Source organism: Streptomyces sp. NPDC006463 (assembly GCF_042870715.1).
Taxonomy (GTDB): domain Bacteria; phylum Actinomycetota; class Actinomycetes; order Streptomycetales; family Streptomycetaceae; genus Streptomyces.
In genome coordinates this window covers 197,056-211,015 of record NZ_JBIAHP010000005.1, presented here as the reverse complement: position 1 = coordinate 211,015, position 13,960 = coordinate 197,056, and the positions used below count along the sequence as shown (strand labels likewise).

Annotated in this window: 8 protein-coding genes and 1 pseudogene; 3 read left to right on the top strand and 6 right to left on the bottom strand. The window is 69.1% G+C overall.

The window, feature by feature from the left end; translation table 11 throughout:
- Window positions 1-39: 39 nt before the first annotated feature.
- A complete protein-coding gene (locus ACFYOB_RS11920; protein WP_388558163.1) occupies window positions 40-2,304 on the bottom strand; it encodes a DUF6049 family protein in 2,265 nt (754 codons plus the stop codon).
- Window positions 2,305-2,489: 185 nt separating this feature from the next.
- On the opposite strand from ACFYOB_RS11920, the gene ACFYOB_RS11915 reads away from it, so the two are divergent.
- Window positions 2,490-3,956: a CCA tRNA nucleotidyltransferase gene (locus ACFYOB_RS11915; protein WP_388558160.1), complete on the top strand. Its 1,467-nt coding sequence runs from the start codon at window positions 2,490-2,492 to the stop codon at window positions 3,954-3,956.
- Between the two features lie 77 nt (window positions 3,957-4,033).
- Here the strand turns inward: ACFYOB_RS11915 and ACFYOB_RS11910 are convergent, their stop codons facing one another.
- The 3 genes and pseudogenes from ACFYOB_RS11910 to ACFYOB_RS11900 all read right to left on the bottom strand — a co-directional run.
- Window positions 4,034-5,320: an MFS transporter gene (locus ACFYOB_RS11910; protein WP_388558157.1), complete on the bottom strand. Its 1,287-nt coding sequence runs from the start codon at window positions 5,318-5,320 to the stop codon at window positions 4,034-4,036.
- Window positions 5,321-5,426: 106 nt separating this feature from the next.
- Complete coding sequence (locus tag ACFYOB_RS11905; RefSeq protein ID WP_388558154.1) at window positions 5,427-6,509, bottom strand: inositol-3-phosphate synthase; 1,083 nt, start codon at window positions 6,507-6,509, stop codon at window positions 5,427-5,429.
- 52 nt (window positions 6,510-6,561) lie between these two features.
- Window positions 6,562-7,161: pseudogene (locus ACFYOB_RS11900) on the bottom strand (helix-turn-helix transcriptional regulator); the annotation flags it as partial.
- Between the two features lie 274 nt (window positions 7,162-7,435).
- Here ACFYOB_RS11900 and ACFYOB_RS11895 point away from each other — a divergent pair.
- Together ACFYOB_RS11895 and ACFYOB_RS11890 are read left to right on the top strand one after the other, a co-directional pair.
- The gene (locus ACFYOB_RS11895; protein ID WP_388558151.1) at window positions 7,436-10,027 is read left to right on the top strand and encodes a transglycosylase domain-containing protein; all 2,592 of its coding nucleotides are present in this window, start codon (window positions 7,436-7,438) and stop codon (window positions 10,025-10,027) included.
- A gap of 98 nt (window positions 10,028-10,125) precedes the next feature.
- Window positions 10,126-11,586: a glycosyltransferase family 87 protein gene (locus ACFYOB_RS11890; RefSeq protein ID WP_388558148.1), complete on the top strand. Its 1,461-nt coding sequence runs from the start codon at window positions 10,126-10,128 to the stop codon at window positions 11,584-11,586.
- 47 nt (window positions 11,587-11,633) lie between these two features.
- Here the strand turns inward: ACFYOB_RS11890 and ACFYOB_RS11885 are convergent, their stop codons facing one another.
- The gene (locus ACFYOB_RS11885) at window positions 11,634-12,665 is read right to left on the bottom strand and encodes an alanine racemase (RefSeq protein WP_388558145.1); all 1,032 of its coding nucleotides are present in this window, start codon (window positions 12,663-12,665) and stop codon (window positions 11,634-11,636) included.
- 68 nt (window positions 12,666-12,733) lie between these two features.
- The gene (locus ACFYOB_RS11880; protein WP_388558141.1) at window positions 12,734-13,852 is read right to left on the bottom strand and encodes a lipid II:glycine glycyltransferase FemX; all 1,119 of its coding nucleotides are present in this window, start codon (window positions 13,850-13,852) and stop codon (window positions 12,734-12,736) included.
- Window positions 13,853-13,960: the final 108 nt, after the last annotated feature.

Sequence of the window (13,960 nt, the reverse complement as noted above, 5' to 3'; positions counted from 1 at the left end):
CCACCTCATCGTCCCCAGGCCGACCGGCCACGGCATCGCTCAACGGTCCACTGTCTCACTCGTGCCGGACCCCTCGGTGCTTTGCGGTCCGGTGTCCGGGGACTCGTCACTCGGCTGCGTGCTGTCCTCGGCGGCCGCGCGGGCCGCGACGCGCTTGCGGCTCGCGTACATCTTGATGCCCGCGAGGACGAGGAGGAGCACACCACCGGCGATGACGAGCATGACGGTGGGGGTGACCTCGGTGGCGTTCACGGTGAACTTGCGTTCCTTGCCGTAGGGGACGCCGTCCTTGGTGAAGAGCTGTGCGGTGACCTCGACGGGGCCGCTCGCGGTCGCGTTGGCGGGGAACTTGACGGTCTGGGTGTGGTCGCCCTGGACGGTGACCTGCTGTTCCGCCTCGCCCTTGTCGCCGAACATCAGGCGGGTGGGGTTGGCGGACTTCACCCGCAGGACGAGGTCGTGGACATCTTGGACGAGGCTGTTCTGGACGCTCACCGGGATGGTGGCGCTGTGTCCGGACAGCGTGGCGTCGGACTTCGGGATGACCTTGACCTTCTCGGTGAGACCGATCAGGTAGTTCTGGACCTGGTCCCGGTAGAGGCCGGCCTCGTCGGGGTGGCCGCGCCAGGAGGTGGACATCTCCCGGTTGGTGGTGTTGCCGAAGGGGATCTCTACGCGGTCGGGTGCGGCGAGGATCACTTTGAAGTGATCGAGGGTGTTCTGGGTGGTGCGGATCTTCTCGAAGGCCGTGACGGGGAGCTCCTGCTTGCGCAGGCTCTCGGGGTACTGGCCGGCGCCCGGCACCTGGGTGGCGGCCGCGGGGTCGGGCTTGGCGGTCGCCGCGGCTTCGAGGTCCCCGGGCTGGGTCCAGCGGCCGGCCTGGAGGGCGCGGACGGCCCGGGCCATGGTCTCCACCTGGCTGGCGGTCGGCATCCGCTGCGGGGCGACGACGAAGCTGCGCTGCTCGTCGGTGTGCTGCAGGTTCAGGGCGAGGGTGTGGGCGAGGAACCGCTGCTCGGCGAGGGTGGAGTTGCCGGCGCTCAGCATGTCGCCCTCGAAGGCGGTGGAGAGTTCCGCGTCCGCGACGACGGCGGTGGCGCCCGCACCGATGGGGCGGGCGGCCGAGGGGGTGTACCCGAGGGCTCCGCTCTCCGAGAGGCTGTCGCTGCGGGTGAGGATGTTGTGGGCACCGGCCGAGGTGGCGACGTTGACGATCGAGGGGTCGATCGCGCCGTCCACGGGCCAGGAGAAGTCGGTGGACGCGGGGACGTGCAGGACCGTCTCGACGGCCTGCTTCGCCTTGTCGGTCGCCGGCCGCAGCTGGCCCAGGGTGCCCGAGACGTCCTTGCCGTGGTGGGCGAGGGAGGCCAGGTCGGGGTCGGCGAAGGGCAGGGCGACGACCTTCTTGCCCTGGACGGCGGCTTCCAGGGAGTTCAGCCACTGTTCGGCGACGGCCTTGTTCTTGCCCTGTACGGGCTTGCCGCCCGGCACGCGGACCCGGTAGCCCTTGGTCATCGCGTCGACCGTGTACAGCAGGTCCGGGTCGATCACCCAGGTGATGGGCAGTTCCTTGCCGAGCGCGACCATCCGCTCCAGACGGCCGCCCGGCTTCAGCTCCTCGGCGAGGGAGTCGTCGAGGAACACGGGGGTCTGGGTCTCGTCCGAGCCGGTCTCCGCGGTCACGTGGGTGGTGGAGATCAGCGGCCACACGTACGTGAGCTGGGCGCGCTTGGCGGCGGCCTCCGGCTGCCAGGGGAGGAAGGTCCGCTTGATGCCGAGGACCTGCTCGGACGGGCGGCTCTCGGTCACGCCGGACAGGGAGACGCCGAGCTGGTAGACGCCGTCCTTGTCCAGGTCCAGCTTGTTCACCGGGACCGTGAGGCTGAACTGGCGGCCGACCTTGGAGGGCAGCGAGTCGATCTTCACGGCGTAGGCCGGGTCGATCTCCCCCGGGTCCGTGCCGGCCCGGAAGCCGGTGCGCTCCGCCGCCTCGTCTATCGAGGACCGGTCCGCGAGGAGGGGACCCACCCGCAGACCCACGTGGGCGTCGTTGATCGTCTCGGAGCTGTTGTTGACCACGGTGCCGGAGATGGTCAGGGTGTCGCTCTTGACCGGGGCGGCGGGGGTCATCGAGGTCAGCTGGATGTCGACGGAGGCCGCCTGCGCGGCCTGGGCCTTAGGGGCGGGAGAGTAGACGAGAGCGGCCATCACCGGCGTCCCGGCGAGCAGGACGACCGCGCGCCGCAGCCATCGGCGCCGGGCAGGGGCGGGTGACGCCCCCAGGATGTCTGCCGCATCGGCCACGCGCTAGCCCGTCCCTCGAAATGTCAGTGGTCGTCGTCTGTGCGTCCACGAATGGTAACGAGGCCCGCGGCGCGCGAGTGCCGCACCTTGCTCCACATGATCGGCTCACCCCGGGGACGGCTGTGTACCGGGGTCGCCGAAAACGCGGAAGCCCGCGCCGGGCGGGGCACGTACCCTTTTCTGTTGTGCCGAACGCCAACGAAGACAACCTCAGTGCCCTGAATCACGTGCAGCGCCGGGCGGTGAGTGAACTGCTGCGGGTCGCCCCTGTCGCCGACGAGCTCGGCCGCCGTTTCCAGGAGGCGGGCTTCCGCCTCGCCCTGGTCGGCGGGTCCGTCCGTGACGCGCTGCTCGGGCGTCTCGGCAATGACCTGGACTTCACCACCGATGCCCGCCCCGAGGACGTTTTGAAGATCGTCCGCCCGTGGGCCGACTCGCTGTGGGACGTCGGCATCGCCTTCGGCACCGTCGGGGCGCAGAAGCACGCCCGTGTCGGAGACGTCGACCGGAACTTCCAGATCGAGGTGACCACCTACCGCTCGGAGGCTTACGACCGCACGTCGCGCAAGCCCGAGGTCTCCTACGGCGACTCGATCGAGGAGGACCTGGTCCGGCGCGACTTCACGGTCAACGCCATGGCGCTGGCTCTGCCGGAGCAGCAGTTCATCGACCCGTACGGCGGCCTGGAGGACCTGGCCGCCGGTGTGCTGCGCACCCCCGGGACCCCGGAGGACTCGTTCTCCGACGATCCGCTGCGCATGCTGCGGGCAGCGCGGTTTGCCGCGCAGCTGGACTTCGAGGTCGCCCCCGAGGTCGTCGAGGCCATGAAGGCCATGTCCGACCGGATCGAGATCGTCTCGGCAGAGCGGGTGCAGGGTGAGCTGAACAAGCTGATCCTCTCCGCGAACCCGCGAAAGGGCCTGGGCCTGCTCGTGGACACCGGGCTGGCCGACCGGATCCTGCCCGAGCTGCCCGCGCTGCGGCTGGAGAGTGACGAGCACCACCGCCACAAGGACGTCTACGACCACTCGCTGATCGTGCTGGAGCAGGCGATCGCGCTGGAAGAGGACGGGCCGGACCTGGTGCTGCGGCTCGCGGCGCTGCTGCACGACATCGGCAAGCCCCGTACGCGCCGCTTCGAGAGCGACGGCAGGGTCTCCTTCCACCACCACGAGGTGGTGGGCGCGAAGATGACCAAGAAGCGCCTGACCGCTCTGAAGTACTCCAACGACATGATCAAGGACGTGTCCCGGCTGGTGGAGCTGCACCTGCGCTTCCACGGCTACGGGGACGGCGAGTGGACCGACTCGGCGGTGCGGCGCTACGTCCGCGACGCCGGTCCGCTGCTGGAGCGCCTGCACAAGCTGACCCGGTCCGACTGCACCACGCGCAACAAGCGCAAGGCCAACGCCCTCTCCCGTACCTACGACGGGCTGGAGGAGCGCATCGCGCAGCTGCAACAGCAGGAGGAGCTCGACGCGATCCGGCCCGACCTGGACGGCAACGAGATCATGCAGGTGCTGGATGTCGGCCCCGGCCCCGTGATCGGGAAGGCGTACGCGTTCCTGCTGGAGCTGCGGCTGGAGAACGGTCCGATGGGGCGCGAAGCCGCTGTCGCCGCCCTCAAGGAATGGTGGGCCGCGCAGGCCTGACGCAGGACGTCCGGGTCGATGTTTCACGTGAAACATCGACCCGGACGCATGTGCCGGCGGAGCGGTTTCTCCCTCGCCTACCGCTTGGAGGCGCCCCCGGTGAATCGTCGGCTCTGGCGTGCCAGCAGTGCAGCGGTGGCTGCGTAGAGGGCGGCCACGGAAAGGATCAGGGCCGCGGACCGCCCGTCCGGGGGGAGCATGAGCGAGGCCACCGCCGCGGCGCCGACGAAGGCGACGTTGAAGAGCACGTCGTAGAGGGAGAAGACCCGGCCGCGGTACTCGTCGTCCACGCCGGACTGGACGACCGTGTCGGTGGAGATCTTGGCCCCCTGGGTGGCGAGGCCGAGTACGAACGCGGCGATCACCATCGGGCCGGGGGCGAAGAACAGGCCGAGCGCCGGGACGAGGAGCGCGGCGCCCGCTGAGCAGGCGGTGATCCAGCCCAGCGGTCCCAGGCGGCCCACGAGCGAGGGAGTGATCACGGCAGCCGTGAAGAATCCGGCTCCGGAGACACCGACAGCGACGCCCAGGAGAGCCAGTCCGTCCGACTCGTTGTCCGACCAGGAGAAGCGGCAGAGCATGAGCAGCATGACGAACAGCGCTCCGTAGCAGAACCGCATCATGGTCATCGCGGTGAGCGCCTGGACGGGCTCCCGACGGGTGGACAGGTGCCGCAGGCCTTCGGCCATGCCCCGGACGGTGAGGGTGATCCCCTCGGCGACCGACGGGTTGAGCCTGCCGGGAGGGTGGTCGGGGCCGAGCAGATCGACGGCCAGGCTCAGGGACACGAGGGCCGAGCACAGGTACAGCCCGGCCCCGAGGAGGACGACGACGGCGTTGGAGTCGGAGGCAAGCAGCCGGACGACGAAGGCCAGCCCTCCGCCGACGGTCGCGGCGAGGGTTCCGGCGGTGGGGAACAGCGCGTTCGCGGTGACCAGCTGGCCGGGGCCGACGACGTGGGGCAGCGACGCGGAGAGCCCCGCCAGGACGAAGCGGTTGACGGCGGTCACGGACAGCGCTGAGGCGTAGAACAGCCAGTCGGGCACGTTCGCGACGATCAGCATGCCGGTGACACAGGCGAGAAGGGCGCGCAGCAGGTTGCCGTAGAGGAAGACCTGGCGGCGGCGCCAGCGGTCGAGGAGCACCCCGGCGAAGGGGCCGATCGCCGAATACGGCAGCAACAGGACCGCCATGGCCGAGGCGATGGCCGCGGGCGAGGTCTGCTTCTCCGGGGAGAAGACAACGTAGGTGGCGAGCGCGACCTGGTAGACGCCGTCCGCGGCCTGGGAGAGCAGCCGTACGGCGAGCAGGTTCCGGAAATCCCTCAGGCGCAGGAGTACGCGCAGATCACGTACGACAGGCATGAGGGCAAGGGTCACATACGCGGAGGGTCCCCGGGCACATTGCCCGGGGACCCTCCGCGGAAGAACAGCCGAAGCCCAGGTGTCGTCGACGACCTGTGGGGCTCGACTAGCGCTCGACCTCGCCCTTGATGAACTTCTCGACGTTCGCGTAGGCCTCGTCGTCGAAGTACTGCACCGGCGGGGACTTCATGAAGTAGCTGGACGCCGACAGGATCGGGCCGCCGATACCGCGGTCCTTGGCGATCTTGGCGGCACGCAGGGCGTCGATGATGACACCGGCGGAGTTCGGGGAGTCCCACACCTCGAGCTTGTACTCGAGGTTCAGCGGGACGTCGCCGAAGGCGCGGCCCTCGAGGCGGACGTAGGCCCACTTGCGGTCGTCGAGCCAGGCGACGTAGTCGGACGGGCCGATGTGGACGTTCTTCTCGCCGAGCTCACGGTCGGGGATCTGCGAGGTGACGGCCTGCGTCTTGGAGATCTTCTTCGACTCGAGGCGGTCGCGCTCGAGCATGTTCTTGAAGTCCATGTTGCCGCCGACGTTGAGCTGCATGGTGCGCTCAAGACGGACACCGCGGTCCTCGAACAGCTTCGCCATCACACGGTGCGTGATGGTGGCGCCGACCTGCGACTTGATGTCGTCGCCGACGATCGGGACACCGGCCTCGGTGAACTTGTCCGCCCACTCCTTGGTGCCGGCGATGAAGACCGGGAGGGCGTTGACGAAGGCGACCTTGGCGTCGATGGCGCACTGGGCGTAGAACTTCGCCGCGTCCTCGGAGCCGACGGGCAGGTAGCAGATCAGGACGTCGACCTGGCGGTCCTTGAGGATCTGGACCACGTCGACCGGAGCCTCGGCGGACTCCTCGATCGTCAGGCGGTAGTACTTGCCCAGGCCGTCCAGGGTGTGGCCGCGCTGGACGGTCACACCGGTGTTCGGGACGTCGCAGATCTTGATGGTGTTGTTCTCGCTGGCGCCGATGGCGTCCGAAAGGTCGAGGCCGACCTTCTTCGCGTCGACGTCGAACGCGGCGACGAACTCGATGTCACGCACGTGGTAGTCGCCGAACTGGACGTGCATCAGCCCAGGGACCTTGGACGCCGGGTCGGCGTCCTTGTAGTACTCGACGCCCTGCACCAGCGAGGCGGCGCAGTTGCCCACGCCGACGATGGCTACGCGAACCGAACCCATTCCGGTTGCTCCCTGTTTGTTCTCGGACGAGGTCTGCGAGATGCAGGCCTCATTTTGCAGTTTCGTCGGACGGACCGGGTCGCCTGCGATCCCGTCCCGCCCGCTCGCTCTCGATGAGCTCGTTCAGCCAGCGCACTTCGCGCTCCACGGACTCCATGCCGTGCCGCTGCAGCTCAAGCGTGTAGTCGTCGAGGCGTTCCCGCGTGCGGGCCAGAGAGGCGCGCATCTTCTCCAGGCGCTCCTCCAGCCGGCTGCGACGGCCCTCCAGTACCCGCATGCGTACGTCTCGTTCGGTCTGGCCGAAGAAGGCGAAGCGGGCGGCGAAGGACTCGTCCTCCCAGGTGTCGGGGCCGGTGTGGGAGAGGAGCTCCTCGAAATGCTCCTTACCCGCGGCCGTCAACCGGTAGACGATCTTGGCGCGGCGCCCTGCGAGTGAAGCGGCGAGCGCGTCTTCCGGGGCGTTGCCCGGCTCCTCGATCAACCAGCCGTTGGCGACCAGCGTCTTGAGGCAGGGATAGAGCGTCCCGTAGCTGAAGGCCCTGAACACTCCCAGTGAGGTGTTGAGCCGCTTGCGCAGCTCGTACCCGTGCATGGGGGATTCGCGAAGCAGGCCGAGGACGGCGAATTCGAGGATGCCTGAGCGCCTGCTCATCCGCCTGCCTCTCTTCCGACTCTGAGTCTTTATACCGAGCTGATGTATCGACTCGATACATCCAGACGATAGAACGGTGCGCGTCCGACGACAAGGGGTGACATGGTGACCGGCGTCACATCGCGAATTCGTGCCAGGTAAGTTGTCCGTTTTGGGGCGACCTTCGGCACTGGTGAGGTTTTGACCGTGCGTAGTCTGTGCGCCATGACACCGGGGGAACCGGAATTCATCTGCCGCTTCCAGGCCACTCGCCTGCCCGAGGAGTAGTCGTTCGATGAGCGAGCACCGCCGCAAACCGCCGCAGCCCCAAGGTGGCGGGCGAGCTTCGGCCCGCCGGGCCGCCCAGCCGCGCCCCGGCCGGGGCGCCGATGCCCGGCGTGACGTCCCCACGGCGTCACCCAGTGGCCCCTACGCCGAGCGGCCCCCCCAGGGCAGCCGCTCCGACACCCGCCGGGGCGCACAGAGAGGGTCCGCGGGCCCCGGACGGGGCTCGGGCAGAGCCGCTCGCGGCACGGGCCGCCCGGACAAGCGCCTCATCAACTACCCGCGGTCCGACAGGGACGGCTGGAAGCGCTTCGTACCGTCCTGGAAGTTCGTCTCCGGCACGGTCCTGGGCTTCTTCGCGGTCATCATCGCCGGGGCCGGCATCGGCATCGCGATGGTGAACAAGCCCGACGAGAACAAGGCGGCCCAGGCGCAGAACAACGTCTTCTACTGGGCCAATGGCGAGCAGATGGTCGCGACCGGCGGGTCGATGAACCGGCAGATCGTGCCCATCGACAAGATCCCCCGGTCGATGAGGGACGCCGTGATCGCCGCGGAGAACGAGTCCTTCGAGACGGACAAGGGCGTCGACCCGATGGGCATCGCCCGGGCCGTCTACAACATGGCCACGGGCGGCTCCACCCAGGGCGGCTCGACCATCACCCAGCAGTACGTGAAGAACACCTACCTGGACTCCGAGCAGACGCTCAAGCGGAAGGTCACCGAGCTCTTCATCGCGATAAAGCTGGGTGTCTCCGAGGAGAAGGACAAGGTCCTCGCGGGCTACCTCAACACCGCGTACTACGGTCGCGACGCCTACGGCATCCAGGCCGCGGCCCGGGCCTACTTCGGCAAGGACTGCCAGGACCTGAACCCCTCCGAGAGCGCCTTCCTGGCCTCCGTGCTCAAGGGTCCCAACCTCTACAACCCGGACGGCGGCATCGGGTCCGCGGCCACCCCCGCCCTCAACGAGGACCGGGCCAGGAAGCGCTGGGCCTGGGTGCTCGACCGCGAGGTCGAGGTGGGCCGGATGGACAAGGCCGAGCGGGCCACGTACAAGGACTTCCCCGCCCGGGTCGAGTCGGAGCAGGCCCGCGCCATGTCCGGCCAGATCGGCTACCTGGTCGAGACGGCCAAGCAGTACGTGATGAAGACCAAGGGCATCACGCCGGAGCAGATGGCCCTGGGCGGCTATCAGATCAAGACCACCTTCGAGAAGCCCCGGGTCGACGCCCTGGTCAAGGCCGTCGAGGACACCCGCAACGACTTCCTCGACGAGAAGAAGCGCCCCGACCTGGACACCTTCGTGCAGTTCGGCGCCGCCTCCGTCGATGTGAAGACCGGGGCGATCGTCGCTCTGTACGGCGGCGCCGGCATGGACAAGAAGCACTTCAGCAACAACGCCAACACCACCGGTGTCCCGGTCGGCTCGACCTGGAAGCCGTACGTCCTGGCGGCGGCGATGGAGTACGGCACCCAGAACTCGAACGGCCAGGGCCTGTCGGCCAACAGCAAGTACATGGCCGACGACCTCACGGTGATCAAGAACCGGCAGGGCAAGCCCCTGCTGGACAACTCCGGCAAGCCGTTCCGGCAGAAGAACGAGAGCTCGGCCGCCTTCGGCTACGTGACCCTCAACGAGGCGATGGAGAAGTCCATCAACGTGCCGTTCGCGCAGCTCGTCTTCGACGTGGGCCACACCAAGGTCCGCGAGGTGGCCAAGTCCACCGGCATCCTCAAGGAGACGATGAGCGCGGGCGACGACGCCTCCTTCGCACTGGGCACCTCGACCCCCAGCGCCATCCGGATGGCCGACTCGTACGCCACCTTCGCCGCGTCCGGCACGCACCACGAGCCCTACTCCGTGACCGAGGTCATGAAGAACGGCGAGAAGCTGTCCGGCTTCGAGGCGCCCAAGGCCGAACGGGCTATGGACAACGCCGTCGCGGACAACGTCACCAAGGTCCTGGAGAACGTCGTCGAGAACGGCACCGCAAAGAAGGCCAAGGCTCTGGGCCGGCCCGCCGCGGGCAAGACCGGCACCACCGACCAGAACAAGTCGGCGTGGTTCGTCGGCTACACCCCGGAGCTGTCGACCGCCGTCACCCTCTTCCGCACCGACCCGAACTCGGCCGACAAGAAGCTGATGTCCATGAACGGCGTGGGTGGCACCGACTCCATCCACGGTGGTGACATCCCGACGGTGATCTGGACCGAGTACATGCGCGAGGCGCTCAAGGGCGCCCCGCTCAAGCAGTTCCCCGAGGCAGAGGAGATCGGTGTGGTGGCCGACTCGGCCGGCGCGCCCTCCCCCACCCCCTCGGCCCCCACGGTGCCGTCCACCTCTCCGTCGCCGTCGCCGTCGAGTTCCCCGTCCCCGTCCCCGTCCCCGTCCAAGGGCGGCAAGCCGTCGTGCAAGCCGTCGTGGGAGCTGTACTGCGACCCGAACACCACCGGCGGGAACAGCACCGGGGGAACGAATTCCGGGGTCATCGGAGGCGCCGACGGCGGAGCCAGCGGATCACCGTCCCCGACGCCCAGCGCAAAGCCCGGCCGCCCGGGCGGTACCACGGGTTGGCCGACCGGCATGGCGGCCGACTGACCGCGGACCGAGTCGCCGAGTGATCGAGCAGGGGAAGGCCGTCGCACAGGGTGCGACGGCCTTCCCCCATGTCCGGCCCGGTACGGCAGGATGAGCCCATGACCAAGGTGCACGAGGACCGCCCCGTACTGCCCACGCAGCAGGACGAGGTCGCCGCGGCGGGCAGTGAGTTCATCGGCGGCCCGCTCGGCCGCTACGCCCGGCTGGGTGGGCACTGGCTGGGACCGGTGCGCGTGGTGGCCCTGATCGCCATCGGCATGTTCGCGCTGGGCATGGTGCAGAAGCTGCCCTGCTACGACTGGGCGTGGTTCCGGGGGGCAGGCTCGCAGTACACCCACGCCTGCTACTCGGACATCCCGCACCTCTACGCGGCACGCGGCTTCGCCGACAACCTGACGCCCTACTTCGACCGGCTCCCCGGCGACATGGAGTACCTGGAGTACCCCGTCCTCACAGGGCTGTTCATGGAGATCGCCTCCTGGCTGACCCCCGGCAGCGGCTCCATGCAGCACCGCGAGCAGATGTACTGGATGGTCAACGCCGGCATGCTGATGGCATGCGCGGCCGTCATCGCGGTGTGCGTCGCACGGACCCACCGCCGCCGGCCCTGGGACGCCCTGCTCTTCGCCCTCGCACCCGCCTTCGCGCTCACCGCGACGATCAACTGGGACCTGCTGGCCATCGCCCTGACCGCCGCCGGGATGCTCATGTGGTCGAGGGGCCGCACGGTGCTCTTCGGCGTCTTCATCGGCCTGGCCACCGCCGCGAAGCTCTATCCCGTGCTGCTGCTCGGAGTGCTGTTCGTGCTCTGCTGGCGGGCCGGGAAATGGCGGGCCTTCGGCGCCGCCGTCCTCGGCGCGGCCGGGTCGTGGCTCCTGGTGAACCTGCCCGTCATGATCCCCGCCTGGGAGGGCTGGACGAAGTTCTACACCTTCAGCCAGGAACGGCCCATCGACTTCGGCTCCGTGTGGCTGCTGATCTCCCAGCGCTCGGGCAACCCGCTGGAGGACGCCAACACGTACGCCACGGGGCTGACGCTCCTGATGTGCGGGGCCATCGGGCTGCTCACCCTGACGGCCCCCCGGCGCCCCCGCTTCGCTCAGCTGGCCTTCCTGGTCGTCGCCGCCTTCATCCTGGCCAACAAGGTCTACTCGCCGCAGTACGTGCTGTGGCTCATCCCGCTCGCGGCGCTGGCCCGGCCGCGCTGGCGGGACTTCCTGATCTGGCAGGCCACCGAGGTCGTCTACTTCCTCGGGATCTGGTTCTACCTGGCCTACACGAGCAGCGGCGACAAGCACCAGGGCCTGCCCGTGGAGGGCTACCAGCTGGCGATCACCGCCCATCTGCTGGGCACCCTCTACCTGTGCGCGGTCATCGTCCGCGACGTCCTGATGCCCGAACGGGACGTCGTGCGCCGGGACGGCTCGGACGACCCCTCCGGCGGGGTCCTGGACGGTGCCCAGGACGTGTTCGTGCTGTCGGACGCGGCGAGGGCGCCGCGGTACGCGACGCCCTCGGAGGGACAGCGGGTCGACTGGGGCACGAACCCCGAGGACTGACCCCGAGGACTGACCCCGTGTGCCGGCTCCGGGCCGGCACACGGCTGTCAGGCGTCGAGCACCCGGTCGAACTGCGTGGTGGTGTGGCGCAGGTGCGCCACGAGCTCGTCGCCGACCTTCGGCTCGGTCGCGTCCGCCGGCACGAACAGGATCGACACCTGCATGTGCGGCGGCTCCGCGAACCAGCGCTGCTTGCCCGCCCACACGAACGGCGACAGGTTCCGGTTGACCGTGGCCAGGCCCGCCCGGGCGACGCCCTTGGCGCGCGGCATCACGCCGTGGAGGGCCTTGGGGGCCTCCAGGCCAACGCCGTGCGAGGTTCCGCCTGCCACGACGACCAGCCAGCCGTCGGACGCGGCCTTCTGCTGGCGGTAGCCGAAGCGGTCGCCCTTGGCCACGCGCGTGACGTCGAGGACCGCGCCGCGGTACTCGGTCGCGTCGTGGTCGCCCAGCCACAGGCGCGTGCCGATGCGGGCGCGGAAGCGGGTCTGGGGGAACTGCTGCTGAAGCCGCGCCAGCTCCTCGGCCCGCAGGTGGCTGACGAACATGGTGTGCAGCGGCAGCCGGGCAGCGCGCAGCCGGTCCATCCAGCCGATGACCTCCTCGACGGCGTCCGAGCCGTCGGGGCGGTCCAGGGGCAGGTGCAGGGCGAAGCCCTCCAGCCGGACGTCCTCGATCGCCGCGTGCAGCTGTCCGAGGTCCTGCTCGGAGATGCCGTGGCGGCGCATCGAGCTCATGCACTCGATGACCACGCGGGCACCGACCAGGCCGCGGACCCCGTCCAGCGAGGACACCGAGCGGATGACCCGGTCGGGCAGCGGCACCGGCTCCTCGCCCCGCCGGAACGGGGTCAGGACGAGCAGGTCGCCGCCGAACCAGTCCTTGATGCTGGCGGCCTCGTACGTCGTCCCGACGGCCAGCACGTCGGCGCCCATCCGGGTCGCCTCCTCGCACAGGCGCTCGTGGCCGAAGCCGTAGCCGTTGCCCTTGCAGACCGGGACCATTCCGGGGAACTGGTCCTGGATCTGCTTCTGGTGCGCACGCCAGCGCGCGGTGTCGACGTAGAGCGTGAGCGCCATGCCCGTCCGGGACCTCTCCTGAATGGCTGCGGGATGCAGCGGTGCGTGGGTGGGGGTGAGGGGTGGAGTCAGCGACGCGACATATACATGTCGAGCGCCTTGTGCAGCACCTTGTTGAGCGGGAAGTCCCACTCGCCGACGTACTCGACGGCTTCGCCGCCCGTGCCGACCTTGAACTGGATCAGGCCGAACAGGTGGTCGTTCTCGTCCAGCGTGTCAGAGATGCCGCGCAGGTCGTAGACGCTGGCACCGAGCGCGTAGGAGTCGCGCAGCATCCGCCACTGCATCGCGTTCGAGGGACGTACCTCGCGCTTGTGGTTGGCGGAGGCACCGTACGAGTACCAGACGTGCTGGCCGACGGTGAGCATCGTGGCGGCGGCCAGCGGCTCCCCCTCGTGCTTGGCGATGTACAGCCGCATCCGGTTGGGATCCTCGGAGTTGAGGGCCGTCCACTGGCGCTGGAAGTAGCTGAGCGGGCGCGGGCGGAACTTGTCGCGCTCGGCCGTGATCTCGTACAGGTGCTGCCAGGTCGGCAGGTCCTCGTAGCCGCCCTGGACGACCTCGACGCCGGCCTTCTCGGCCTTCTTGATGTTGCGGCGCCACAGCTGGTTGAAGCCCTTGAGGACATCGTCCAGCGAGCGGTTGGCCAGCGGCACCTGGAAGACGTAGCGGGGCTGGACGTCGCCGAATCCGGCGCCGCCGTCCTCGGCCTGCTGCCAGCCCATGCGGCGCAGCTTGTCGGAGACCTCGAAGGCGCGGGGCTCGATGTGCGAGGCCTCCACGTCGCGCAGGCGCTTGACTTCCGGGTCCTGGATGCCGGCCTTGATGGCGGTGGAGTTCCAGCGGCGGATGACGACGGGCGGGCCCATCTTCACGGTGAAGGCGCCCTGGTTCTTCAGGTGCCCCAGCATCGGCTGGAGCCATTCCTCCAGGTTCGGGGCGTACCAGTTGATGACCGGGCCCTCGGGCAGGTACGCGAGGTATCGCTTCACCTTGGGCAGCTGTCGGTACAGCACCAGTGCGGCACCGACGAGTTCGCCGGACTTGTCGAACCAGCCGAGGTTCTCCGAACGCCATTCGTTCTTGACGTCGGCCCATGCCGGGACCTGGCAGTGGCTAGCCGACGGCAGGCTCTGGAGGTACGCCAGATGCTGCTCTCGGCTGATGGTCCTCAGGGACAGGCTCATGCGGGGTGTCTCCTCCGGCGGCTTCGCTGGCTATGGCGCGAAGCCTACTGCGACAGGGGCGCCACCCATCTGGGGGACGGGCCGGGGCCCGGGCCGCCCTGCGGCCGG

Bases quoted from the DNA above. Each gene is read 5' to 3' on its own strand.
- ACFYOB_RS11910 (WP_388558157.1), bottom strand. From the start codon at position 5,320: ATGCCTGTCGTACGTGATCTGCGCGTACTCCTGCGCCTGAGGGATTTC.
- ACFYOB_RS11905 (WP_388558154.1), bottom strand. From the start codon at position 6,509: ATGGGTTCGGTTCGCGTAGCCATCGTCGGCGTGGGCAACTGCGCCGCC.
- ACFYOB_RS11895 (WP_388558151.1), top strand. From the start codon at position 7,436: ATGAGCGAGCACCGCCGCAAACCGCCGCAGCCCCAAGGTGGCGGGCGA.
- ACFYOB_RS11890 (WP_388558148.1), top strand. From the start codon at position 10,126: ATGACCAAGGTGCACGAGGACCGCCCCGTACTGCCCACGCAGCAGGAC.
- ACFYOB_RS11885 (WP_388558145.1), bottom strand. From the start codon at position 12,665: ATGGCGCTCACGCTCTACGTCGACACCGCGCGCTGGCGTGCGCACCAG.
- ACFYOB_RS11880 (WP_388558141.1), bottom strand. From the start codon at position 13,852: ATGAGCCTGTCCCTGAGGACCATCAGCCGAGAGCAGCATCTGGCGTAC.